At 50.1% G+C, this 26,875-nt stretch carries 15 protein-coding genes, 2 tRNA genes and 1 pseudogene; 7 read left to right on the forward strand and 11 right to left on the reverse strand.

The window, feature by feature from the left end; translation table 11 throughout:
• Window positions 1–15: 15 nt before the first annotated feature.
• Window positions 16–897: a prepilin peptidase gene (locus BUB94_RS10690; protein WP_073236954.1), complete on the reverse strand. Its 882-nt coding sequence runs from the start codon at window positions 895–897 to the stop codon at window positions 16–18.
• Between the two features lie 113 nt (window positions 898–1,010).
• Here BUB94_RS10690 and BUB94_RS10695 point away from each other — a divergent pair, with 113 nt between their 5' ends.
• Window positions 1,011–6,362, forward strand: a complete 5,352-nt coding sequence (locus BUB94_RS10695; protein WP_139260204.1) for a hypothetical protein — start codon at window positions 1,011–1,013, stop codon at window positions 6,360–6,362.
• 3 nt (window positions 6,363–6,365) lie between these two features.
• On the forward strand, window positions 6,366–6,812 hold the full coding sequence (locus BUB94_RS10700; protein ID WP_073160306.1) for a DUF6941 family protein: 447 nt from the start codon (window positions 6,366–6,368) through the stop codon (window positions 6,810–6,812).
• On the opposite strand, the gene BUB94_RS10705 is transcribed toward BUB94_RS10700, so the two are convergent.
• Window positions 6,809–7,447, reverse strand: coding sequence for a 4'-phosphopantetheinyl transferase family protein (locus BUB94_RS10705; RefSeq protein ID WP_073236885.1), 639 nt, complete (start codon window positions 7,445–7,447; stop codon window positions 6,809–6,811). The genes BUB94_RS10700 and BUB94_RS10705 overlap by 4 nt on opposite strands.
• 31 nt (window positions 7,448–7,478) lie before the next feature.
• Here BUB94_RS10705 and BUB94_RS10710 point away from each other — a divergent pair, with 31 nt between their 5' ends.
• The 3 genes from BUB94_RS10710 to BUB94_RS10720 all read left to right on the forward strand — a co-directional run bounded on the left by BUB94_RS10710 (window position 7,479) and on the right by BUB94_RS10720 (window position 9,471).
• Window positions 7,479–8,030 carry a hypothetical protein gene (locus BUB94_RS10710; protein ID WP_073236888.1) on the forward strand — a complete coding sequence of 184 codons (552 nt, stop codon included), beginning with the start codon at window positions 7,479–7,481 and terminating at the stop codon, window positions 8,028–8,030.
• Between the two features lie 114 nt (window positions 8,031–8,144).
• A tRNA-Val gene (locus BUB94_RS10715) sits at window positions 8,145–8,218 on the forward strand.
• Between the two features lie 404 nt (window positions 8,219–8,622).
• The gene (locus BUB94_RS10720) at window positions 8,623–9,471 is read left to right on the forward strand and encodes an ArdC family protein (RefSeq protein WP_073236890.1); all 849 of its coding nucleotides are present in this window, start codon (window positions 8,623–8,625) and stop codon (window positions 9,469–9,471) included.
• A 60-nt stretch (window positions 9,472–9,531) separates the two neighbouring features.
• On the opposite strand, the gene BUB94_RS10725 is transcribed toward BUB94_RS10720, so the two are convergent.
• From BUB94_RS10725 to BUB94_RS10750, 6 genes are all read right to left on the reverse strand, one after another.
• Entirely contained in the window at window positions 9,532–10,170 is a 639-nt protein-coding gene (locus BUB94_RS10725) for a recombinase family protein (RefSeq protein WP_073236956.1), read from the reverse strand.
• Between the two features lie 172 nt (window positions 10,171–10,342).
• On the reverse strand, window positions 10,343–10,609 hold the full coding sequence (locus BUB94_RS10730; protein WP_073236893.1) for a hypothetical protein: 267 nt from the start codon (window positions 10,607–10,609) through the stop codon (window positions 10,343–10,345).
• Window positions 10,610–10,789: 180 nt separating this feature from the next.
• Window positions 10,790–14,122, reverse strand: a complete 3,333-nt coding sequence (locus BUB94_RS10735; RefSeq protein WP_073236896.1) for a DEAD/DEAH box helicase family protein — start codon at window positions 14,120–14,122, stop codon at window positions 10,790–10,792.
• A 4-nt stretch (window positions 14,123–14,126) separates the two neighbouring features.
• Window positions 14,127–15,236 carry a restriction endonuclease subunit S gene (locus tag BUB94_RS10740; RefSeq protein ID WP_073236899.1) on the reverse strand — a complete coding sequence of 370 codons (1,110 nt, stop codon included), beginning with the start codon at window positions 15,234–15,236 and terminating at the stop codon, window positions 14,127–14,129.
• A gap of 11 nt (window positions 15,237–15,247) precedes the next feature.
• The gene (locus BUB94_RS10745; RefSeq protein ID WP_073236902.1) at window positions 15,248–16,741 is read right to left on the reverse strand and encodes a class I SAM-dependent DNA methyltransferase; all 1,494 of its coding nucleotides are present in this window, start codon (window positions 16,739–16,741) and stop codon (window positions 15,248–15,250) included.
• Window positions 16,742–16,819: 78 nt separating this feature from the next.
• Window positions 16,820–17,131 (reverse strand): hypothetical protein, encoded by a 312-nt coding sequence (locus BUB94_RS10750; protein WP_073236905.1) that lies wholly within the window; start codon window positions 17,129–17,131, stop codon window positions 16,820–16,822.
• Between the two features lie 269 nt (window positions 17,132–17,400).
• Between BUB94_RS10750 and BUB94_RS10755 the strand changes: the two genes are divergently transcribed.
• Window positions 17,401–18,981 (forward strand): hypothetical protein, encoded by a 1,581-nt coding sequence (locus BUB94_RS10755; RefSeq protein WP_073236907.1) that lies wholly within the window; start codon window positions 17,401–17,403, stop codon window positions 18,979–18,981.
• A gap of 110 nt (window positions 18,982–19,091) precedes the next feature.
• On the opposite strand, the gene BUB94_RS10760 is transcribed toward BUB94_RS10755, so the two are convergent.
• The gene (locus BUB94_RS10760) at window positions 19,092–20,129 is read right to left on the reverse strand and encodes a tyrosine-type recombinase/integrase (RefSeq protein WP_073286057.1); all 1,038 of its coding nucleotides are present in this window, start codon (window positions 20,127–20,129) and stop codon (window positions 19,092–19,094) included.
• Window positions 20,130–20,272: 143 nt separating this feature from the next.
• Between BUB94_RS10760 and BUB94_RS10765 the strand changes: the two genes are divergently transcribed.
• Window positions 20,273–20,338: transfer RNA gene (locus BUB94_RS10765), tRNA-Val, on the forward strand.
• A 513-nt stretch (window positions 20,339–20,851) separates the two neighbouring features.
• Here BUB94_RS10765 and BUB94_RS10770 read toward each other — a convergent pair.
• Both BUB94_RS10770 and BUB94_RS16230 read right to left on the reverse strand, forming a co-directional pair.
• Window positions 20,852–22,291, reverse strand: a pseudogene (locus tag BUB94_RS10770) (SLC13 family permease); the annotation flags it as partial.
• Between the two features lie 221 nt (window positions 22,292–22,512).
• Window positions 22,513–26,718 (reverse strand): T9SS type A sorting domain-containing protein, encoded by a 4,206-nt coding sequence (locus tag BUB94_RS16230; RefSeq protein ID WP_083538233.1) that lies wholly within the window; start codon window positions 26,716–26,718, stop codon window positions 22,513–22,515.
• Window positions 26,719–26,875 lie beyond the last annotated feature (157 nt).

A 26,875-nucleotide genomic window follows, 5' to 3' on the forward strand; every position in this document is an offset into this window, starting at 1 on the left:
TAAAAGTTAGACGTTCTATTCTCCGACTACAAACCTTATATAAAGTTCAAGGAAGGTTTCGCCCCAAAGGTACACGATAGGGGCCGCCAGGGCCAGAAACGGACCAAAGGGAATCTGGCCAGAAACATCTTCGGAATCATCCACCACGGCCTTTTCTGCAATCTTGCGCTGGATACGGGCGTAGGGGATCATCACCAGCAGGCCCACCACGGCGGCAACCACCAGGATCATGGCCGCAGACTGCCAACCCATGAGGGCTCCGTAGCCGGCCAAAAGCTTCACGTCGCCAAAGCCCATGGCTTCTTTCTTGAAGACCTTGCTTGCCACAAGTCCAAGCAAATAGAGGCCGCCACCGGTGGCAACCGCGCCGATCAGGCTCTGCAGCGGGGTAATGCCCCCGGGAATAAGCGAAATCAGGAGGCCAGCCACAATGCCGCCAACGCTCATGGAATCGGGAATTAATTTATACTTAAAATCCACCGCACAGACGGGGTAAGCTCCCAGCAGGAGCCAGAACATGGCCAGGGCATCGGCCCACACGCTGGGCTGCATCACGGGCGATACAAAAAGTTCCGGCACAACGGCACCGTAATTGACCGCCACGGCAGCGAACAGGGCCAGGGCCCCCAGCAAACCGCAGAGGGCTTCGCCAATGGGATATATAATATCGAGGGGCTTATGGCAGCAGGCGGTCTTGCCACGCAGAATGAACCAGCCGATTACAGGCAGGTTCAGGTAGATGGGGATCTGCTTCTTGCACAGCGGGCAGTGGGAGGGCGGGTTTATCAGCGAAATCCCGCGGGGCATGCGGTACACGATAACGTTATAGAAGCTACCGACACAGGCGCCAAAAACAAAAAAAACAGCCAACCAATACCAAAGGGGTATTAATTCCATAAATCTTACTCCATCGGTGCAAAATTCCACACCCAAATGCTTTCAAAAAAGATACATTTTATAAAAGTTTACAATACAAGGTTTAACCCCAAAAGGTGCAACATAGGTAAGTCATGCGTAAGTCACGATATTTAACATTGCTCTTTGGTATTTTAGCCATAGCAGGCCTTTCGGACTGCTCTAGGGAACCCTCCGTCAAGGAAGACGTGAGCCTCCAGAATAACCATTCCCGAATTTTCGCCCAGCGCGAGTCCTTCGAAGACGCCAAGGCATTCGCCGACTCCATGGCCAACACTAACTTCAACACCTCGGACTCCCTGGCAGACACATTGACGGTTACCGTAAACGATACGGTCTACCTGATGGGCATCCTGCCCCGTAACGTCGACAAGATCTACCGATTCCAGTGGAACCTGACCAAGGCCGACGGCAAGGACACCGTCATCCTGGGCAACAACGCAACGCCCATGGCCTGGGCCTACTCCAAGCCCGGCGTGTACTACCCGCTGTTCATCGCCTTCGACGGTAACAACTCCACCGACACCGCCGGTACCGACACCAAGCGCACCTATATCAACGTCATCGACACCAAGCCTGTCCTGAACGTTCCCAAGGATACCTTGTGGACCAGCAACAAGGGCAACATCGTCTTCCCCATTACCGTTAGCGATTCCTTCGGCACCATCAAGAAGATCATGGTGGACCTGGACGCCAGCGGCAAGGAAGACCCCAAGGAATGGAAGTACGAGACCCGCAAGAATAACGACTCCCTGTACCTGACCATCAAGAACGATCCCAAGAAGATCGACTCCAAGGGCAACCAGAAGATTTACGTTATCGCCATCGACGACGATAACAACGAGACCAAGGATAGCGTAAACCTCCACTTCAACAGGATCCCCAAGCTGGAAATCCTGTACCCCAAGGATGGTGAACGCCACGACATTACCAAGCCCTTCTACTTCTATTACGAAGGTACCGACGAAGACAATCCCAAGGACCTGAAGTACTTCATCTACGCCCAGAACGGCAAGAACGGACTTCCCCCTGTTAAGGCTTTCGACTCCGAAGACCTGATTGCCGAAAACTACATGTCCACCAAGTGCGACTTCTGGGACCAGGAAAAGGAACGCAACTCCATTACGCTCATCAACAATCCTGCCAAGGAACTGAAAGGACGTATCTACTGGGATATGTACGTCACCGACGGCTATGACATCGTCCACATCGAAAGCATTTCTACAGGCGAAGGCACCAGCCGCCCCTGGAACTTCTATATCGGCGACATTTCCTCTAACCAGGGTTCCATCTCCGGTCAGGTACACTACCAGGGCAGAACCTCCCACGAAGGAATCAACCTGGAACTGAACAACGGCATCAACACCTTTGTCGGCGTTACCGACACCAAGGGTAACTACACAGTCAACGTCGATCCGGGCAACTACACCATTTTGGCAAAGTCCGGCATCGGCGAATACACCAGCGACTCCCTGACCAAGATCTATGTGGAATCCGGCGCCATGGTCACCGTAGATTCCATGTCCCTCAAGGATACGGTCGCCCCGATCATCCTGGTAAAGAACTACGACACCCTGACCGTCCGCAACTTAAGGCAGACCGTCTATGTTCGCGACCTGGGATCTCGAGTCAAGAGCGTTTCTGCAACCCACAACAAGCAGGAACAGACCCTTACCTGCAACAACACAGACCAGGGCGCAATCTACAACTGCGAATTCAACTTGGCCAACATGGAAGACGGCCTCCACAGCTTTGAATTCACCGCTGTCGACAATGCCGGCAACAAGCGAGTCATCAAGCCCAGCTTCGTGGTCGACGCAACGACCTTGACCCTGGATGTGGATGGCGCACAGAAGCAGCTCATTAGCGAAGGCAAGGAACTGACCTTCAACGCAAAGATTACCGGAGCCTACCCCGCCCCCAAGTCCGTCAGCTGGACCTACATCATCGGTAAGGACACCGTCACCAAGACTTCTGCAGTCAACGACGACGGCGAGGCCAAGTTCGTTCTGAAATACAGCGATATTACCAAGGCCGAAGAAGGCGTCGACTACATCATGACCGTCCGCTACACAGAGAACAACGTAAATCTCAGCGCCCAGGTCAAGTTCGGCGTCCGTGGCGAAAACCCGGCCATCATCTTTACCGAGCCCGGCTTTACCACCTCGGTGACCATGCACGACACCATAGACTTCAAGGTGACCGCCTTCCCCGGCAACGGAAGTTCCGACCTGACCGTTTCCTGGAACTGCGGCGACAGCAAGAATCTCGATACCAAGTACCCCTGCCCCACAGCGTCTACCTTCACCGACGGACAGGAAAGCTACAACACCCAGGGCACCCTGGCCTTTAACAAGACCGGCTCCTACAACGTGGTCGTAACCGTCAAGGATGTCAAGAACAGAAGCGTCTCCGACACCGTCAAGGTGATCGTCATCGCAGATCCTCCTTCTGTCAAGGCCACCTACAGCGGCAGCGACAAGCTCAAGATCAACTCCTCTGTAAATGTGACCGTAGACGCAAGCGACAAGTACGGCTACGTCAAGCAGATTGAATGGGGTTGCAGTAACGGAACAATCATCTTCGACAACAAGAAGGTATTCGACAACACCCCCAAGAGCGTCAGCGATGTCAAGATCACCTTGAACATGCCGGGCTCCGAAACAGACAAGTTCCGTTGCAAGTTCAAGGTTACCGATGATGATGATGAAGTCGGATACGACTCTCTGACCTTCAAGGTCCTGCTGGATCCGCCCACCGTCAAGCTCAGCACACGTCAGGCCACGGTCAAGATCAATTCCGTGCAGACGATCAACGCCATTGCAAACGACGAACTGGGTTACATCGCCGAATACTCCTACGCCTGTAGCGACAACCTCAAGACCGTGACATCCAACGACTGGGAAATCATGTCCAGCAACAAGGCCGAAGTGAAGATGCCCAACCGCGAAGGAAAGTACTACTGCGTTGTCCAGGTCAAGGATGACGACGGCCTTACCGCCCGCGATACGGCAACCTACACCGTGCTTCTGGACCCGCCCACCGTGAAGGCCGTTCTAGCTAGCGGCTACGACATGGTGACCATCAACGACAAGCTCCCCCTGAACGCCATCGCCCGCGACGAACTGGGCACCATCGTAAAGATCGAATGGGGTTGCGGCGTCCTTTCCAAGGATAACGACATCGGCCTGAACATCGTCGCCGGCAGCAACGGCAGCGCCGAAGCCACCATGCCTTCCACCAAGCAAGACAAGTACTCCTGCATCGTGCAGGTCACCGACGATGACGGAAACACCGCACGCGATACCATTCATACCAAGGTCATTACCGCACCGCCCACCATTACCGTCAAGAGCAAGGAAATCATCGTTCGCGAAGGCTTCAACATGGCCCTTAGCGCCGTGGCAACCGACGATAACGAAGGCGTCGCATCTGACCCGGGCGAAATTTCCAAGCGTGAATGGAGTTGCGGAACTCCCAGCGAAATCGACCGCAACTGGAAGACTGTTAGCGCCTACGACACCGTATGGAAGGCTCCCGCACCTCAGGTTTCCTACTACTGCGTCGCAAGGGCAACCGACAACGACGGCAACACCGCCACCGACACAGTCAAGATCCAGTTTACCACAGAACAGCCCCTGATCCAGGTCCAGGATGAAAAGATCTACATCAACGTAGGTGACGCATTCACCCTCTCTGCCACCGTGAACGACGTCTGGCAGGGCATCGACTGGTTCTCATGGGAATGTAAGGTCATCGAAACCGGCAAGAGTCTAGAAAAGGGCGGAAAGGCCACCCTGTACGACTACAACGCCAACGGCAAGAAGATGACCATCTCCAAGGATTCCAGCTACTCCGAACAGGGCAAGGACATGTACTGTATCGTTAAGGCCCAGGAAACCAGTACCCAGGCAACCTTCAGCGATACCACCGTGGTTCACATCCTGAAGCAGCATCCCATGGGTGTCATTACCGCTCCCGATACCGCATACCTGTGGAGTGGCGACGCCAACGTGGATGACGACGCCATGTACTTCTTCGATCCTTCCTGGGGCGGACAGAATTCCAAGCAGGGTGAACTGGGCGACAAGGACAATTACGTCTTCTACTGGCGCTTTAGCGGTTCCGACAACGGCTACTACCTGGGTAACCCCGACGGCACCCTGGACACCAACATTTCCCAGTTCAACTCCGCCTTCAAGCGCAGAACCGCCGTGGGCTCCATGACTATCTATCTGGACTTCCGCGACAGTTCCACGACCACACCGTCCCTTTCCTTCTACAGCCGTCACCGCGCTGAAGAAGCCAAGCACACCATCTACTTCGAAAAGGCATGGCAGACCCAGGGCAAGGATACCGTCCTCAACAACAACGCCTCCCTGATTGTCGCCCCCGCCTTCGTTATCGTAGACGATGTACCTATCGAAGTATACCCGACCAGTGGAAAATCCGTCAAGGCCTCCGTCCTCAGCGGTAACAGCTGGACCAGCGGCGGCACCATCACCCTGACCGACTCCATCGTCGATATCAAGGTGACTACCGACGGTACCAGCCTGTATGTGGGCCTCCTGGATGAAAAGGGAACCTTCTTCATCTACTCCAGCGACAAGACGGCAAAGAACTTCACTTCTCTGGGAAATATCGCCAGCACCACCAGCCCCCAGTTGCTGTACAACGCCTCCAAGCAACAGCCGGTCGTTCTGTACATCAACTCCAGCAAGCTGAACAAGCTGGCCTACTACAGCAGCAGCAAGTGGAGCACAAAGGATATCGCCAGAAAGACCCAGAACAACCAGAATGTCACGTTCCGCGAAATCAACGGCGTATTCGTGAACGGCAGCCTGGTCGTTACCGCAGTCGACAACACTTCGGACTACACCCTCTACAGCGCCATCTACGATGCGTCCTACAACGAAAAGCAGGGAACCTCTTCCGTTGCCAAGAACGTCAGCAAGATGTCGCTGTCTGCCAGCGGTTCCACCTTCTACATGGCATTCGCCAACAGAGACTACAACAACTACGGTCCCTACGTGTACAAGGGAACCCTGAACACCAATAGCATCAGCTGGAACAAGTCCGACGTCTTCGGCAAGCCGATTTTCGAAGGCTTCATCGCCTACCATCTGAGCGTAGTTACCCGAAACAACGACGTCTACCTGGCCATGGACGACCATAAGGCCGACTACTCCCAGGTCCACGTATTCAAGCTGAAGACCGTCAACGGCAAGCAGGTATGGCACTTCTACGGCGAAAACCAGCTTCCGTACTTCAATGCGGTCTTCCAGAAGAAAAACAATTACTACCTTCGTGGTTCAAGCCCGCTGCTGGCATTTGACGGTGCAGGAAAGCTGTTCCTGTCGATGCTGGCCCGCGAAAATGGATCTAGCAAACCTAACAAATACAACGGCCCGCTCGTCATGAAGTATGTGGCCGAAAATTGGGAGTAAATAATGAATATTGAAGTTGCAGCAATTTGTGACGCCGCTACTGCCAGCGACATGGGTGGCCGTCTGAACATTCTTGGCGCATTTGACCGCGTTTTTGCCCAGCAGTTCCCCATGCAGATTCCCCAGTGCGCTGTAGCCTTCCGTATCCGCTACCAGCGTGCAGAAGCCGGCGAACATGAGCTGTCCCTGGTCTTCGAAGACGTATGCGGCAACCCGGTGGTTAACCCCATGCAGTCCAAGATTCCTCTGGCACCGGTAGCACAGGGTTTCGACACCGCCGCCGTGAACATGGTCCTGAACCTGCAGCGCCTTCCCATTAAGCGCGCCGACAAGTACATCGTACGCCTCTCCGTCGACAACGAAGAACTGGTCAGCCTGCCCCTCTATGCACTGACCGCTCCCCTGCCGCCGGGCGCACCCGCTGCACAGGGCGAACAGAACCTCAACTAATCAAGGTTAGACTTGCGGGAAACCGCAACACAAAGGGCCGCCGGGAAACCGGCGCCTTTTTTATTTTCTGAAAAACATTGCCCGTCCAGGTCAACAAAATGAACCTGACGCTCACCGCCTTCGGGCCCTGCCCACACCGAATCCTCCAGTACAGAACGACCGATGGCGCCTTCGAAGAATGATCCTCCTACGCACTTGTAGAGGGCCTCTTTCCGAGACCACAGGCGGTAAAACTCAACCGTCTGCGCTTCTATCCCGCGATTTTCAAGTTCACGGAGTGCGGTAATCTCCTGGGCATTATAAAAACGTTCTGCCAGGCGCAAATGCTTGGGGGAATGGCGTTCCAGGTCCACCCCCACCAGCAAATCCTTGCCGGTCGCAGGGTCTCCATAGGCCACGACGCAATAGCCCTTGGAATGGGTCCAGTTCACGTCAAAGTCCAGCTTCGGGAACCGGGGCCTAGGATCTTCCTCGGACTCCTGCAGATCAGAGGCGGCGATGGGCTCCCCCGACGCCTCCCTTAGAATTCTGAAGATTACTTCCCGATGGGGACCGTCCATGACAAAGCCCGCCAGGTGAACTACACCCAGGGGCGTTTCTACGTCAAGCCGATCCAACTCCGGAAATTCAGTCATCAATGCCAAAGATAATTTCTAGTTTAGGGCCATGAAGTTCCCAACCCGCATTTTTACAGCCATAATTACAGGCGCCACTTTCGCCACCACCTTGATGGGGTGCAGCGACATCAACAGCAGTTGGGAAGTCAAGGGCGGCGGCTATTTCAAGTACACTGTCAACGGAGAGGGCCCCTACACCATCGACCTGGATAAAAACGATGTGGAGCCCCCTTACTACGTCAACAACCAGCACCATTATTTCTACTTCCAGACGCAGCTCTCCGCAAGCAGCCGAAAGGACCAGTTTGCCCTGCTGGTAAACAACCCCTCTACAGGCAAGGACCTGACCCCTGTGGCACGGGCAAGCATCAACGGAAGAATGCAGAATGTCACCTGGATGAAAGCGGAAGGTTCGTCCCAGTCCCCCATAATTCCCGACAGCAGCTCGATCCATTTCGACGAGATCATCGGAGATTCCCTGTGGACCGCCGACCTGAACCTGTATTTCAAGGATTGCCGTTCCGGCTCCTGCAAGGACGCCCAGCCACCACTCCACGTGAAGGGCCGCCTGCGTTACTGGGTCCCCGAAGACGAGCGATAATTTCCGGCACAAAGAAACAAACTCAATTTTTTTGCCCAAATCCCCTTGACAAATTACAGAAGCTTTCTATATTTGGGCTACCCTAACGGAAGTTAGAACCAAATGGTCGCAAATGGTCGATTAGCTCAGTTGGTTAGAGCGCTACCTTGACATGGTAGAGGTCACAGATTCGAGTTCTGTATCGACCACTGAAAGAGTTTCGCAATGTGCGGAACTCTTTTTTTGTGTTTTTAAGCTAAAAACGGCAATTCATCTTCAAGAGCAGACCTAAATGTGCGGAGTGGTCACAAAAATGGTCACAGTTCTTGAATCAAAATAGATAAAAAAAACGAGACATTCTCCCATCATTCATTTTTTTTCGTAGATTCGAAATACCCCCCAGCGATTTCTCTCGTTAATCTCATTAGCAGATGCATTCATATTTCTGCAAAGTTCGTACCCACGATTCGATTTTAACAATTCAGGGCGTCACCGGTTCAAGTACATTCCCCACGGAACATCGCTAATGGGCACCGCTACTAGCGAATCCCGTAACCGAAAGTCAATGTAGGGGTTTCGGTTACATCATAAGTTGAGAAAAGGAAATCAACTTATGAGCGCAATCTATCAAACAATCACCGACAGCATCATCAAGCAGCTGGAAGCCGGCGTTGCTCCGTGGAAGCAGCCTTGGTTCAGCAAAGCTACCATCGTAAGCTATGCCACCGGTCGCCCGTATAGCCTCCTGAACACATTGCTGCTGGGCCGTAATGGAGAATATGCTACGTGGAATCAGATTATCGCCGCAGGCGGTAAGGTGATGAAAGGCGCAAAGGGCCACCGCGTTTATTTTTGGAAGCCCGTAGAAAAGATTGAAACGGATGCCGAGGGTAATGAGGTCAAAACTCTACGCCCCATGCTTCGCGCCTACACCGTCTTCAATATAATGGATTGCGTTGGTATTCTCCCCAAGTGGCAAGTTAAACGGCCCGACACTCCTGAAATCGAACTCGCAGACAATGCAGAAAAGGTTATCACCTCCTACATTAACCGCACCGGTGTTGCGCTTAGGCGCGATGCCATCAACGAGGCATATTATTCGCCTAGGCGCGACCTTATTGCCGTTCCTTCAAAAAATGATTTTTCCGATGCCGCGCGCATGTACGGGGTTATCTTTCATGAGCTAGTTCATAGCACAGGTGCCGAAAATCGGCTCAAGCGCTTTGGCAACGATGCCTGCGAGCACATGTTTGGCAGCGAAAGCTACAGCAAGGAGGAACTTGTCGCGGAGCTAGGCAGCGCCATGGCCTTAGGATTACTCGGCATAGGCAATAGCGGTTCATTAAGCCAGAGTAGCGCCTATGTTGCTTCGTGGCTTAAGGCGTTAAAAAACGATAGTTCGCTAATCATTAAAGCAAGTTCCTTAGCAGAAGCCGCCGTTAAATACATATTTGGTGAATAGCAAAAGGGCCGTCGATCGACGGCCCTTTCGCTCGTTTACTAATTAAAGAAAAAGGAGGGGTTACCCCTCCTTCTTTTCAATCCCTCCCCAAAACCGGTGCAAGTTTCGATAGAAGGTCATGTTGGTGGTATTCAGGCGCCGAGCGGCTTCGGTAGCAGTTATCTCCCCCCGTTGCCACAATTCAACAATGCCATCCCAGCCAGCCGGCTTAGAGGCATTCGGACGGCCAAACTTAACACCCTTGGCCTTAGCTGTCGCGATACCGGCTGCGGCACGCGCCTTGATATTCAGCCTTTCTTTCTCCGCGGTGTAGGATAAGATTTGAAGTACAAGGTCAGCAATGAATCGTCCATCAAGGCTTCCGCTGCTTTGTGTTGTATCTAGCAGCGGCATATCCAAGATGCGAACATTGCATTTTAGTGTTTGGGTGATAAGCAACCAATTTTCACGAATTTCTGAGTAATTGCGGCCCATGCGGTCAAGGGAGACCATAATCAATGTATCGCCTTCGCGCATCATTGGCGCATTCATATCGCTACCGACAAGAGTGCGCCAACCGCGGCGGTCAAAATCCTTGCCAGACGCCTTATCCGTAATCAGGTTTCGGGGGTCTTCCAGCAACGGCATCAGGGCCGAAAGCTGGCGGTCTAAATTTTGGTCGATAGTGCTAACTCGTGCATAAGCCCATGTTGTAGCCATAACAACCTCCTCGTAACAAAAAGGTCTAGTCATTTGCGTTGCATAACAGAAATGGCGACCGAGGGTTTTATGTTACACTTTGTAGCGGGATTCGGGAGTAACAGAAAACTATGCATTGTTGTTATAAAAAACCGCGGGGATTTTCATCCCCACGGTCATCAGGCATTCTTTGTCAAGAACCGGTCACGCGTTTACGTAAGCAAATTCGATGGTCGCGTTTCTCCCTTTGGGTCAGGAAAGGCTTCAACATCATTTCACTTCGTACCTGCGTCCGTGTTCTATCCATAAGTTTATATAAGTCTTTGATTTTTTTTCCTGAGGCACCATCTTCAATTTCCTCGAGCATCACGACGGCATCGACCAGGGCGCGATATAGGGCCGGATGGTCGTGCTCATAAATTTTGAGGTAGTCCAAAAAATCACGGGTGTTTTGTTCCATTAAGAATCTCCGGGGGTGCTTTCTAATAATCAGTTTATATACACGCACTTAATGGCGCCTTAGCCCTTCTTAATGCAGCTCAACGCGTCCTAATTACGCACTAGATAAATACCAGGATTGACCTGCCGTGATTATGCCCTAATGTAAATGATGCGCCCCTCATTAAACAAACTATAGTTGCTAAGCTTGCTGGCTAGGCGTAACCACCCCGTGTATATTCTCAATGTATTTGCGCAATGCAACTATCTTATCATTGAAAACTTCCAGCTGTTCGTCAAAAGGAGATTCATTAACCACGGTATCTGTGGTGATGTCCCCATTCTCGCACACGTAGGTAATTATGTCGAGGACAAATTCTTCTTGGTCTGCATTCAGCACGCTACCGGAAAGGAACTTGTTGAATCGTTCTAGGGCCAATTTGCGGTCCACCTTAATCAGGGAACGGATTAGGATGGCAACATTCTCACCGCATGGCATACCATCGATGAACGCATCGTAGTCCTCCTTGGAGCCCAATTCCTTCCACATTACGCGTTCAAGTTCAACGATATCATCATTGGAGAGCTGTTCCAGATTGTAAATCTTCTGGAGTACCGGATTGAAATCCTTGGTAGCCAAGTAATCCATGACCTTCTGCTTATAGGTGACACGGGTTTGGATGCCGGAGCTCATGCCCTCATTGGAGATAATATCTGCTATATCTACTGTGAATGTCTTGCCTCCGTCACCGACAAGGAACTTAACAAGGTCACGAAGGTCTGCCCGAACCTTTTCCAACCACCGCAACGACATATTCTCCCACGCGGTAGGATTCAGTACATCCTTGATGGTATCCATCTTGGCAACCACCTGCGGAATAGTAGCCTTATTCAACAGGCGTTCTGCAATACCCTGGACGTTGATGATGGGCTTACTGGCATTAAATTCGCTGTTGACATAGCCCAGTTCAATGGCTAGAATCAGCACATCAAATTTCTTGGCATTTTCATCCTGGGTGTTGCGAGGCAGCAATGGAGCGATATCAAGTTTGAGTGTTTCAACATTGCCTGCGGTAAGACATACCCAAGCATCATCACTTTTGAAATGACTTACGGCTTCCCAGCGATTACGAACTGAAATGTGACTATCGGAGAGCGAAGCCACTTGTCCCTTCATTATAGCCTTAAGCTCGTCATGTAGATTCCGACAGAATTCATCTTCCTGGTAGGTTTGGTGTTGTAGATGGAAGGCAATCTCCGCACGTAACCCGAACAAGTGTTCCGTCAATGATGCGTTCTGTTTCACAGCATTCCCATCCGGATTCTTCTCGAAGAATTCGAAATTGCGACACCAATCGAAGATGTAGAAACATTCCTTGTCCTTACCGGCGCCGAAGATATTGCTGGAAAGTCGCGTACCACGTCCAATCATCTGCATGAATTTTATTTTGGACTTGACCATCTTGAAGAAGACCAGATTCAACACATCAGGAATGTCGATGCCGGTATCCAACATATCAACAGAGACGGCAATCTGCGGGTCATTATCGCGGACCTCCATCTTTTCAATCAAATCCTGACTATAGGTCACGTAATTATCAATTAAGACACAGAACTCGGGGCCAAATTCCGGATACAGGTGATGGAACCGCTGAACAATCAACTCGGCGTGCTTGTGGTTATAGGCAAATATAATAGACTTGCCTATACGTTCGCCGCTTTGCACCTTCAAGCCATTCTCCATAAGGTCTTGAAGAACCTTGTCTATCGTTCCTTCATTATAGATGTACTTGAAAATTTCATTGCTCTGGATATCTCGGCCACGCACGTTTACATTCGGGTCTAATTCCTGGAGAGTTTCCTCGTATGCCCACACACGTTCAAGCTGGTCCTTCTCCTGCTCGGATAGAGAGCTGTACTTGATGCCCTCGCTTAAAATCAACGAACCTCGCTTAAACCCGCGGTAATTCACCAGGAACTTGTCGACTACGGCATCCTCCAGCTCATAGGCATAGTTAGGGACGCCTTCTTCCATTCCGAACAAGTCGTAAGTACTTTTCTCCACTTCGTCGCGGGGCGTTGCAGTAAGGCCCAGAAGCAGGCTATCGAAATAGTTGAATATGGCTCCGTATTTACCGAATACGCTGCGGTGGGCTTCATCGATTATAATCAAGTCAAATCGACCCACAGAGAAAGGCTTTTCCTCGGAATCGATGTAGTTAATCATAGTCTGATAAGTACTGAATACAATCCGGGCATTCGGGTCTATTCCGGCCTTATTACTCTGGTCACTCAGTACCGTTATCGATGTATTCGGCAGCAGCTTCGCGAAGTTCTTCTTGGCCTGCGACACCAAGGATGTTCTATCGGCTAGGAACAGGACGTTCTTGACCCAGTCATTACGCATCAGTACGTCCACCATGGAAATGGATACACGAGTCTTTCCGGTACCGGTTGCCATTACAAGGAGACCACGGCGGTGCTTTCCGTTATACCACTCGCACACGGACTTGATTGCCATCTTTTGGTAGTGGCGGTCTGTGATGTTAGGCTTCACGGAGAAATCGGAGATATCCTTACGGCCTCGTTTCTGTATTAGCCGAACCAGGTCTTCTTCCGTATGGAAGCTGTACAAGCGGCGAGGAGGATATCCAAGGCCATCAATAATGTTGGTCTCGAAACCATTGGTGTAGTATATGACGGGACGAACGCCGTATTGCTTCTCCAGGCAATCTGCGTATAATTCAGCCTGGTGTTTCCCCTTGATGGGAGATACAGAGGCCTTCTTGGCCTCCACTACGGCCAGCGGCAACCCATTGGCGCCGAACAGAACGTAGTCGGCATACCCAATCTTATGTTCATTGGGCATGCCATCCACTTCCACTTCAATACAGGCCTTAGAAGGTTTTACCGTTCCCTCGGTATCCAGGATATCCCAGCCAGCTTCACGGAGCATCAATTCAATGTATATGCGCCTTGTTTCCGCTTCCGATAAGGTACTGGGCATCTCCTTGACTGGAGTATCATCATCCAACGCAGCCTTATCCGCTTTATTGGCAAGAGCACTAGCGCTGTCGATCGACAGCGCTGTGGCTGCCAAGGTGGGCATAAACTTGCTATCCGGAATGATAGTCCTGTCAAAAGGCGCCACGGTTTCAACCACTTTCAGCTTAATCAGTACCGAGGCAACCACATTATACAGGTTTAGGAGGCAGAAAAAGGATTCCTTCTTGCCTACATGGTCATCATGGGCGCCGGCATTGCCTATCCTGCGGATATAATGGGCAGCCCTCATGACTTTCCCATCATTGACAAAGTTACTGAACGGCTCACCATCAATGAGGTCAATAAGAGCTGTTTTAGGCGGGAGCTCAACCTTCTTCATCGCATAGATGGACTTGACCACATATTCAAGGGCCCTGCGTGCATTGATGGCACAGATATCAGGATGCTGGACCTGATTGCCCTCGGCGCCGGAACAGAGACCATACAGATGGTCTAAACCACAATCCTTCAAGTAGTCAAAGTTCATCATAACATTACCCGAAATACTTGTCCATGGTATAGTCTAGGAGCTTCTGCGTCTCGGCTATAGACTGAGTTATAGCGGCCTTCTGCTTCTCGATGGAAGCTATCTTGTCGGCGAAGGATTGCTGGAGGGCGAGCGGAGGGACTATTACATTGAATACCTTCAACTTGGCCAAAGTTAAACGAGTAATTGCAGCCCCACCCATGCTAGACCTAGCCTTCTTATACACCGAATCATTATTCAAAAAAACCGAAATAAAATACGGATTAGCAATGTCCTTTTTCAACTTCAGCAATGCAACGCTAGATAGTAAAGAGAATTCAAAAGTCAATGTATTGACCTGTGCAATTCCTGTGGTTATCCCATCTTTGATGTAGAGTACGTCTCCGTACTCCGGATTACAGCGGGAGTAAATCTCCTTATGAATTTCTTCACTAACGTAGGTCAAATCCGATAAATCCAACCCCGTCTTACGAATGTTCTTGGCAGTTACATAAGGATAATCACCCTGTGGGGTATTTACAGGAGAGTTATGCGTTCCGTCAGTAAGCTTGGAGCACACATCACCTAACCTTTTTATAGGCCAGTTTTTCGGATTCTCGATAGGGTCGCCGAACATATCGTAGAAGATGGATTGGACCAGCTTATCGTATTCCTGGAGCTGGGCCTTCTTCTTCTCGATGACGCCGGTCAGCAAGTCCAATTCGGCAACGATGCGTTCCTGCTCATCCTTCGGCGGTACCGGCAATTCGCACTTGCCGTAGTCCTTAAAGTAAATGTGAGGAATAGCCGCACCGGACGCAAACGAAGCCAAGTTCAAACTTTTCAATGCGTATGCAATATAGCGAATATCATTTCCGTTCTTCGGCAGAACATACTGCATCGTACCTAACAGAGAGGAGTACGCAGGATACAAATTGACCCTTCCAACACCGGAGCCGTCTTTCACAATGCCGATATATTCCGAGTCCCTATGATAAAAGTCGGCATTTTGCACGAAGCCGCTTGCCCCAAAGACCGGATAATCTCCAGTAATCCCTTCAAGCTTATTTTGCGCTATATTAGAGGACGCTTTCTCACAAATGTCCTCTATTCGCTTAACAATCCACTTCTGCTTCATACAGCACCGCCCTACAGGAACTTCTCGCGGAATTCATCCATGGCGGCGTTAATTTCGCCCTGCAATTTCTGAATACGTTTGAATACAACCTTTGGGTTCTCGTACTCCACCTTGACCTTCTCCACTTCCTTGTACTTGTTGATGGACAGGTCGTAGTCATTGGCAACAATCTCGTCCACCGGAACAAAGAAGGACTGATTCTTGCGAGTGCGGTCCGTTTCGACATCCAGGTTCTTCCAACGGGCAATAATGTCAGGGATGTCGTTCTCGGCACATTCCGTGCGCTTCTGGTCCAGGGTGTAGCCGTCGGCCTTCATGTCGTAGAACCAAACCTTGTCTGTGCCGCCTGCATTGGTCTTGGTGAAAACGAGAATCGCAGTTGAAACACCGCTATACGGCTGGAACACGCCGCTGGGCATACTGATGACAGCCTGCAGGCGCTGATTCTCGATAAGTTCCTTGCGTATGGCCTTGTGGCCCGAACTGTTGCCGAACAGTACACCATCGGGCACAATGGAGGCGCAGCGTCCGCCCAGGCGAAGCATTCGCACGAACAACGCCAGGAACAGCAACTCCGTTTTCTTGGTCTTGGTAATGGCGAGCAGGTTCTTGTTGATGGCCTGGTAGTCGAGCGACCCTGCAAACGGAGGGTTGGCAAGGCACAGGGAATACCGGTTCTCGTCGGTATTGTCGGTGCTAAGACTGTCGCGATACGCAATGTCCGGATTGTCGGCACCGTGCAGCATCAGGTTCATGGCGCCTATGCGGAGCATGGTCTGGTCCGTGTCAAAGCCATGGAACATTTCGTTGCGGTAATGGTCGGACTTATCCTTTTTCAGCAAATCCTTCTTATGGTGTTCCTGCACGAACTTCGCTGCTTCAACGATAAAACCCGCAGAACCCATGGCCGGGTCGCATACCGTATCGTCCAGGTTCGGCTCCATCATGTCAACCATCATGCGGATAATGTGGCGCGGAGTACGGAACTGACCATTGTTGCCACTAGCGGCCATCTTGCCCAAGACATACTCGTACACGTCACCCATGGTGTCACGGTTGTTCATGTCGAGTCCATCAATACCCTGGACAATCTTATCGAGGGTACGGGCATTCGGGATAAGGAAAGTGGCGCTGTCCATGAAGCGGCTGTAAGCGCTCTCCTTGCCTTCATTCAAGGTCTTAATGAAGACAAACACATCCTTGCTGATGGTGGCGAACATGGCCTCAGCTTCCTTATTCTTGAATACACTCCAACGGAGGTTCTTGTAGGGAACATCCTTGTCCGTTTCGGGATTATGCCAATTACCAGCCTTGAAGACAGGGGCCTTCACCTTGGCGCCCATGGCGTTAGCGGCAGCCTCCTTCTTCATCTGTGCATCATCCAGCATCTTCATGAAGAAGAGGTAGGTCATTTGCTCAAGGATGGTAATGCTGTTGGTTATTCCACCAGTCCAGAAGGTATCCCAGATTGCGTCAATACGGTTCTTGATTTCGCCCGTTATCATATAAAAAATCCTGATGTAATTAACATCAGGAAATATACAATAACATCATGTCATTTTTTGTTACACTTTTTCAACTAGCTAATCATATAGTTCAATGTCAGCCGGATTTAGCCCCAATGCCTTCAGCAACCGGCGCTGATAGGTCAGCTGTGCAATATATTCGTTGGTCTTATCAAGCAACGCCTGATATTCATTCGCATCATCCCCGCCCTCGGATATCTTGTCAATTAGTGCGTGCCGAGCCTTTTCCAGGGAAAATCCATGGTAGGGGTCGAAGCCTAAGGCGTATGCTACGGAATCAAGATGTTTGAGAATTACGGGCTTCAAACCGGCCACAACATTAGCGGGTTGAATGTCATTGAAATCGACAGAAAATAAATCTGAGTTCATAGAAGCCTCCTAGACTAGATACTAATAGTTTATAAGTAATTAGACCCGTATAGTAGCTAACGAGCTACCATAATATGATTCGAAGGCGCCACTCCGGCAGCACCATCTACATTAGCGATTTCAATCTAATTTCAGCATTTCTCATGCGTTTTCAATCCATACGGCAATTATAATCCCCGCATTTTTCACCCGCAAAAAGAATGCGGGAACAGCATGACAAGAACCATCGAAAAAGCTAATTTTATGGTAACTTAAGCTGGTTATTATGAATGGAGACCACTTATAATTATGAAGAAGTAACTTCCAATAACTCCCAAGAACTAGACCTGCTCGCCATCCCAAATACAGACCTTTGGCTTAGCAATATACAGCACACATTCCAAGGCATTTGTTCAGCCCCTATACCGGTATTTAGCGGCAGCCTTAAGGGGGATAGCGCCTTAAATGTTGGAGCGGCGCCATTGAAGTGGGATGATGGCGCCCTACATGAAGTATATGTTCCAATGGGACTTGCAACGGAAATTCGCAATACAGTTAGATTTGCTGACGGTCGCCTTCCTCATGAAGAAGAAGTAGAAGCATGCATGGTAATAGTCCACATGATATTGGCAAGAGACGGAAGCAACCTAGACGGCGAATATAAGGACTTCGGCAAAACTATTCCTGCAAAAATCTTCAATCGATTGCTGGGTAAGCTATCACGCCGCACTACGGGCGCACAATTAGCAACCGCGAAGCAACTTATAGACGCACTTGAACTAGCCGGTATAATCAAGGTTGACAGAAGCTATTGCCCAGGCGAATACAGCTATAGCTACTCTATAACAGAAGATTTACAAAAACGAGCTAGAGTTCATGTACCCTTGAAAGAAGCTGATGGTTACCGGATGTGGAGCCGTCAGCAAATGTTCAATGAACTTTCTTCAGCATTACTCTGGTCTTATCCTCATTACACCCTTCCTGATTTAGTTCAAGTCAAAGCCATAGCCGTGCAGCTAGATGCAAACAAGATTATGCGCAAGGGGAAACGGTGTGTTTACGCCCTCACAAACAAATCAAAACGCGCAATGGAGTATTGGGTGGCACGGAGGGCCAACGATCGACATAGTGTGCGAATTCTTGATGAAGACATAGAGCAATACCAACGGATGTTAAAATCGGGATTGCCGGTGCCGCACGATAGCGCTTTATGCCCGCGCGTAACGGATGGTTTCAACCGAATGGCCTCATGGATAAGGGAACTGATACTGATTGACGGAGAAGTTACGTGCGAGCTTGATTTCAATGGACTACACCCACATATGCTGTACGGGTTGTTCAAGGAAGAATTGCCTATGAACGAGCGAGAATACTTTGAGAATGTGCTTAACGCCACCGGTGATATCCATAGCGGCGTTGCCGCAGAGCTCATCAGGCTTGGCATAGCTAAGGACCTGCGCAAGAAGGGTAAGATAACCAGCATGGCCATTGCCGATGTTCGGGGGTATGTGAAAAAGGAACATCTAGCTTATTTCAACCGCCGAAGCGCCTCCATGAACAACAAAGAAATCCATCAGGTTTACAAACGGATGCCCGAGTTTATGGCGTTGGTGAAGAAGACTAAGCTAGGCTACAATGGCCACAAAGGAACATCCAAACTATTGTTCGCGCTAGAAGTGGATTTAATGACAGAAATCATCCGGCGTTTCTACGCAGCTGGCATCCACTTTATTTATGTATATGACGCCCTTGTTGTGGCCCAAAGTAGAGTCGCTGAAGCTGCCAGCATCATGAATGCTGTGGCAGCAGATTTGGGATTGCTCACCCGCGTAAAGCAATCCCAATCATTACCGTCAGCCTTCGCAGCCTAAATCAGCATCCTGATAGATGATAACGAAGCCTCTCCAATAAGGAGAGGCATTCATTTTCACAAAATAGCCATACAGAAGGAGGCACCAACCATTCAATCAATTTTTGTACATCAAATCAAAGGTATCTTATTAACCGCATCCCGTTTCTGCGACATCACGCACTTAGCATATATAAGTGTAGTCTCAATTTTACGATGCCCCAACAAGTTCTGCACCAGGTATAAATCAGCTCCATTTTGGGCAAGTAAGCAAGCAAAGGTATGCCGTGCGATGTGCATGCTAATCTGGCGCCACCGGCCAACACCAGCATCCCTTGCCCATCTGCGTATAATACGGTTAAGGTGAGACACGGATTTGGGTAAAGACGGGAACACCAACGGCTCACTTGAAGTCTTCGCTGGAAGAAATTTCAGCGCATTTTTTGACAAGGGTATTCTTATCGTTTCCTTAGTTTTCTTCATAAGCACTTCAAGGATGTTATTCGTTATATTAGAATGCAACAAGCCGTATATATCCGATTCTCGCAGACCGGTGAAACAAGCAAATAGAAACGCCTGCTTAACATCTTCCCTATATAGCGGTGTTTGAATAAGAAGCCTTAACTCATCCAATGACAAAAAAATTCGGTTCGGTTTGCGGACAGAGGGAATCAAACCTCGCGTATCAACCCGGTTAAGAACAACACCATCTATAAATGCCCGATGTAATACCGACTTAACAAAGTTGCATCGTGTGTTAATCGTGTTCACATGATTTTTACGGGCCCGGAGGAAATTCACGAACCCAGCGAACCAACGCCGGTCAATGTCCTTCATTCTAATGTTAGGCGAATACGCATCAACCAGCTTTATTGCAGCATTGTGGGCTCTTTGCGTGTTTATTTCAAACACACCACCCATTTGCTTAACATAGGTGCTAAATGTGATTCTACCCCTATCTACGCAGCCTAATTCCAACTCCTTAATCAGTTCTAACCTATGCTTTTGCGCTTCTTGCATTGCCAACCTATTTTCATCGGTGGCGCCTTGCCGCAAATGCAAATTCAAGTATCGCTTTCTTCGCTTACCTTCAAACTCATAACAGAGAAACAACGAATAACAGCCCTTGGTCTTTAGCTTTCGTTTGTTGATGCTTACTAGCTCTTTCATGCTTATCCTTGCCACTCGGAAGTGGTCACAAAAATGGTCACAGAATTTGAGCTGTGTTGCATTTCTAATGGCTCTCACACCATATCAGCATTTAGCACATCTTTCGACAATTTGCCGTTTTTCGTTCAAAATCAACAATATCAAGGGCAGTTGGTTAGAGCGCTACCTTGACATGGTAGAGGTCACAGATTCGAGTTCTGTATCGACCACTGAAAGAAACCTCGCTGAAAAGCGAGGTTTTTTTCGTATATATAAAATACGTCAAACAAAGTCCGTCATCCCTTTTTGAAGGACTGGCGTAGAATTCAGAAAGTCAAGTTCCCAGACCGCATAAAAAAAACGAGACGCCCTGTTTCCAGAGCGCCTCTATTCCGCTAAACTTGCGAATGTTTGCGGGACCAGGCCCGCGATATAGCAGCGGGAAGAACTCGCCACCTTAATTACTTAGCTTCGGCAGCAGCCGGGGCTTCAGCGGCGGGAGCAGCTTCAGCCTTAACTTCTTCAACCTTAGCAGCTTCTGCAGCAGGAGCGGCAGCAGCGGAGTCAACCACTTCAACCTTGGCGGCAGAGTCAGCCGGCAGGGCGACAGTGCTATCGGCAGCAACTGCAGCGGCGGTGTCAGCAACAGCGGCAGGAGCCGGAGCTTCAGCAGCCACAGGTGCAGCAACCGGAGCAGCTTCGGTGGGCTTCACAACGGGAGCGCCAAAGAACTGAGCCTTAGCCAGGATAATCATCATACCCCAGGAGAGTACGAGACCAACGAGACCCATCACAACGCCAGTGATTGCCATACCCTTGGTATCGGTGTAGCCGGTAGCGTGGGCAAGAGCGTTAGGCGGAGTGGAAATCGGCATGGACATACCGAGAGAAGAAGCGAAGGCAACAGAAACCAGGAGAGCGGTAACGCCACCGAGACCGGTGAGGTTGTCCTGGCAAGCAATGCCAACTGCGCAAAGAATAGGAACGAGAAGAGTTGCAGTAGAGGTATGGCTCATGAAGTTAGCCATGAACAGGCAGATGATACCGCAACCGACCATGAGAGCAACCGGAGACCAGCTTGCAAACGGAATGGTCTTGATCAAGTGAGCGGCAAGACCGGTAGCGTTGAGGCCAACACCCAGTGCGAAACCACCAGCAACCAGCCACAGAACGTCCCAGCTCATTTCGTTCAGGTCCTTCTTGGTGATAACACCAGTCAGGGCGAACACTGCCATAGGAATCATAGCGATAGCGTTGTCGTTAATGCCATGGACACCCTTACCGGTAACCCACAGGAGAACGCAGAGAACGAAAGTAATGTAGACGATGATGGCCTTGGGGCTGGTGTCGAACTTGCCAGCGCCTTCGATGTTCAGGATCATTTCCTTCATCTTGATGGGGTAAATCTTCATCAAGAGAACCCATGCGATAACCATCAGGATAATAACGTAAGGAACGCCGAAAGCCATCCACTGACCGAAGGAAACCGGGTTTGCAGCCAGGTCGCCGCGGGCGATAGCGTCGTTCAGGGCGCCAAGAGCGATAGCGTTAGGAGGAGTACCGATCGGGGTACCCATACCACCGATGTTTGCACCGAGAGGAATGGCGAGAGCGAAAGCTGCCTTACCGCGGTCGTTTTCATCAAACAGCTTCAGCACCGGAGCGAGGATAGCCAGCATCATAGCGGCGGTAGCGGTGTTGCTCATGAACATAGAGAACACGGCGGTGATGAGCATAAGGCCAAGGAGCACGAACTTCGGGTTCTTTCCGAAAGGCTTCAGGAGCACGCGAGCCAGGTTCAAGTCCAGCTTGTACTTGGTAGCGGCAGCTGCCAGGAAGAAACCTCCCAGGAACAGCATGATGATGGGGTTAGCGAAGGTAGCCATCACAGACTTGTGGCTAATCATGGTAACGCCATCAACACGGAACATGGACAGGGAGGAATCAGACATGGTGATGATCATGAGGACGATCACCAGCATGGAGGTGGACCAGATCGGGAACGGTTGGAGAATCCAGAAGAGAGCAGCCATGACGAATACGCCAATGACGCGAATTTCCAGCGGGTTCAGGATGCCCATGGGGCTTGCTGCATCGAATCCCAGGGATTCGTACGGCAAGTAGAGAGCAACAATTGCGAGAATTGTTGCGATAACGAATTTGATGAATTTAGCCTTTGTCATAGTGCGCCCAAATTTAGAATAAAAGGATACCTATGGCAATGTCTTTAATTCATAATTGAGAATCGGAATATCAATAGCTTTTATCAATAAATCTTTAAAATCTATCAAATTCCATCAATTAACAACTTTCCTTTACGAATTAATCATTATTTATTATAAAAGACGTCCGGTTTCCCGGGCGTCTTCTTCGCCATACATCTGCCAAAACGGTCGAATTTGGCCTATTTTACCATAATCTTCCGGGAAGCCTTCTCCCCTGCCACCTGGACATGGAGCAGGTACAAGCCGGTTCTGGGAGCCTCGAGGGCCACGCGGTTCGTTCCGGCAGCGGCACGGCCCTTGTAAGAAGCCTTCACCTTGCCGTGCAGATCCAGCACATTTACGACCATACGGGCGCCAGCCAGGGATTCTTCCACGGTAAAGCCCACATCCAAAGAACCTGCAGCCTGGACAAAGCGAAGCCCACCCACAGCCGAAGCCACCACGGCGTTCGCCCTGGTCACATGGACCGTGGCATTGGAACCGGAGGTCTTCAGGGCGACCTTCAGGGCGGCACCTTCCTTCATCTCCGTTGTTTCACCGTTTGCGGTTACAAATACGCGGTAACCCATATCATTCAGGGCGGCCACGCCCACCAGGGTCAGTTCACCCATTCGGTCAGAACTTGCACTCAGGCTCAAATCCCACTTATAGCTCTGGGATTCAGACTTAAAGGACTTGGCCAGGGCGCGCTTGCCTTCGACGATAGACAGCGAAACACGGTCACCCATGGCGGCAGGCGGTTCAGAACCCACAAAGGGTTCCGGGCTCACACCCATGATGTTCCAGGAATCTTCGCGACCTTTCTTATCGGAAAGAACGGCCTGGATGTACCAATTGGAGTTATTTTCGGCCTTGGCCAGGGATTTTTTGAGGACCGCAGGCGAATTACCGCTAACCTTGGAATCGGAGATGTATACCGGTTCCGCCTTTAGACGCCATTCCACAGGTCCAGACACTTCAGCCCATACCGCTTCGTAGGGCATCAACGTATCGGCAGCCACATAGTCGCCCGACTTTACATCGTAACGCACGAAATTTACGCGGGACTTTTCGTTGACCGACTTGCGTTCATTTTCGTGCCCCGCATAAAGGCTGACGTAACAACCATAGGGATTTGCCACCAGGTTCCAACCGCTGTAGGAACTGTCCAGGTTCCACTTCACGTCCTTGTAAAGAGGTTCCCTCTTGGAATTCAGCAGCAAGTCCTGGCCGGTCAGAGTGTTATACCAGAAGCCACGGCGGTCGTCAAATTCTTCGCCACGGCCCAGTTCCTTGTACTGCCAGTACAAACCGGGAGTACCCATGTCGTCCCACCAGTAGAAAATCTGGTCGTCATCACGGGAAAGCTTAGACGTATCCACCAGCGCCATAGAAATCATCTGCCAGGCATCCTCGCCGGTAGCCACAATCCGATCTTCCACCACGTAGGGATATTCCCTGGAATCCACAAACTTGCCACCTTCGGACAGGCGCACGCTAAACTTGTAGCTTCCCGGTCGAAGAGGGAACTTGCTGAAGCTCAAAGTGTCAGAAGTTTTCTCCACGGACTTTGTCAAAAGCGTATCCACCACGCCCATGGCATCGATCAGGAAGGCATAAGCCTTCACGCCACGAGCCACATCGAAATCGCTCGTCTTGAACTTCATCGCAACCGCATTGCCGGAACCCATCAAGGTATCGTACACAATTTCAACAGGCGTCTTGTTGGCCTTGCCGAAGTAAGCCTTCAGTTCGCCATCCATGCGGGCCAGAGGCAAAGCGACACCTTCCGCAAAATAATAGGTGATGCTATCGGAACTATGCAGCACCAGGGAATCCAGCTCATAGCCCGCATCCGGCGTTCCATTCGCCACAAGACGGAATCCATCCATCCGCTTCGGAAGCAAAGTGGAACCGTCTGCAGCAAAGCGATACTCACTGGCAACGGAATCATTTTCCAGGGACACATTCTGCAGCACCAGCACACCATGTTCGGAGGAGACCTTCAGGTGGTTGTAGTTGCCACATTCCTGTGCGTCGGCCCACACGGCATAAAGCTTATTCTTGCCGGATTCGGCAGAACGTTCCGCCAGACGCAAGTCAAAGGCCGTATACACCCAGTCCTGTTCCGAAAGCTCCGTCTTTTCGGACCAGCCAACAACGCAGGCGTCAGAAGTATAGACGTAAGCCGGCAGCTTATAGGTCGCTGTATCATTCTGATTGGCGAATGTGTAACGGGCACTGTCCACCCAGTCATAGCCATAATAAATCTGCTTTTTATCAAGGGCTGTTGTCTTTTCGTCGAACAGTACGTCAAAGACCAGTTCTACATCCACCGGCTCTTCCTCTTCAGGCTTCTTGTTAATCTCAAATACGACCTTCGCTAAATTACCCCAGCCAAGATAATAGTTTCCCTCCTCTTCGTTCGAGAAGCGATAACACTCGCGGGATTCAAGAAATTCCTCTAACGAGTTATAACTCATCCCGTCCTCTTCACTGCCAGATTCTCCGAGGGAGTTATATTCAGTCTCACATTCCATTGCGTAAACTTTTACGCTGTTTTTGACAAATTCGTATTTCTCGTCCGGCACAACCTTGAACCAGACTTGAACTCCCATAGTATCGGAAGCGAACAGCTTGCCATTCTCGTCAAAGGCATGGAACAAGGTATCCTTTCCAAAAAACTGGTAAGCCCAGACCGATGCATGGCCCTCTTCAAAAACAGCAATTTCCTTTGCATCACTGGCGTCCTTGTCCTTCCACACGGCATAGAGGGTCGTGGGCGCATTGGGGTTCATGCTTCCATAATCCTGCAATTCCTGCAAGTCAACATAAATACGGTCGGTTGCACTCCTACGACTCGCGCGGATCAAGGACCATCCCAAAAAAGCCTTTGTCTTGTGGAATACCATCCTACTATGGGACTGGCCGTAATAAACCGTATCCGGCTGGGGGATCACCGCACTTTCAAAGAACAGGTCCTCCATTTCTTCGGGAGTCAACTCGAAATCATAAGCGTAATAGCGGGGCGAGCTCCGTTCAAAAGAAATAGTCCAGCTTGCACTTTCCATCAAATTGACGTTGGCCGTTTCGTTAAACACGAAGGTTCCAGAAACTCCATCGATTACCTTCTCCACGGAAATCTGACGTAAGGAGTAACCATCCTTAGGCTTGGGCACAACCGTAACAGGGATAGAATATCCCCATAGAACAGGAAGATCCAATTCCGGAACGCCGCTGACATTGGTTTTCAATTCAAGCTTAACCAGGTCTACTTCATCGCCATTGGGGTAAGTCTGTACAACTTCTACAGAGCCCCCTTCATCCGCATAAAAAACATTTTCCCACTTGTCCATCACCATGTTGCACTGGCCTACCTTAGACAACTTCATGGAATAGGAATCTTCGGCATTCATGATTGCGGCAAGTTCGGCAGTCATCCCCAGGGCAACGCCACCCTTATACTGTTCAGCCAATTTCTCGGAGGCCGGAACCCAGCCATATCGGCAACCATTCATATCGTAAACAATGGGGAAATTCCCACTCCCGATACTATAGCCAACGGCCCCGCTGGGCCAGCCATAACCATATTCGTCCTTCACGTAGAATAGGCCCTGACCATCGATGGGATGTTCAAAAGACAAGGAATAGGTCAAAGCGGAATACGAAGCCTTCAGCTTGTACTTACAACCTCTTGTCGGCTTAATTTTGAGAATCCGTGTTTCACGCTCATAAGAAAAGCTATCATCACAAACGGATTCATTTACAGCACTAGCCTCATCACGAACCATCTCAATATCGCTAAGTTCATAACCCGCATCAGGCAAATCCAGGACATGGAACGTAAACGAAGCATATTCCGAATTCCCTTCTGTAGTGCCGACTAAAATCAACTTCCAGGGAATCTCAAAAGTCGTGGAGTTGGGAGCAATTGAGATCGAATCCATCTCCAATTTCGGAGACAACTGCGAATAATAATACTGCTGCAACCGAATGCTTCCATGCAAGCTAGCCCCCTCGTTCTCAGGAACAATCTCTACAGGCACAGTAGCCGGATTAATGCAATTGATACCAGTCCATCGGGCGTACAATTGGATATTGCCATCATCTGTCCCGGAAGCAGCCACCAAAGCCGAAGTTATCCCACCGTATGAACTAGCAAGGCTGTTCTCAGGCTCCAAAGTCCAACCATCAAAGCAGTAACCATCCGTCCTAAAAATTTGATCTATACTGGGGAACTCGGCCCCACCTTGATCATCAACGGGACCCTCAAAAGACTGCATAAAACCGTCTGACAGGAAAACATTACCCGGCCGACTTTTCTGATTCAGGTCGAAGTAAACCGTATAGACTTCTTCATCCTGCCCCATAGCAAGACTTGCTAAACTCACCACGGACAAGGCCATGGCACACAAAAATTTCGAGAATCTCACCATAAGAGTCCCTTTTATTCAGTACATACTTCCGATAGGAAATATAGCTACTTGTAAGAGTATTGTAAGAAAGCCACCGGGGCAAAACCCCAGTGGCTAAGCTCATACGGTTAAACAAGAACTATTGGGA

Source organism: Fibrobacter sp. UWH9 (genome assembly GCF_900129715.1).
Classification (GTDB): Bacteria; Fibrobacterota; Fibrobacteria; order Fibrobacterales; family Fibrobacteraceae; genus Fibrobacter.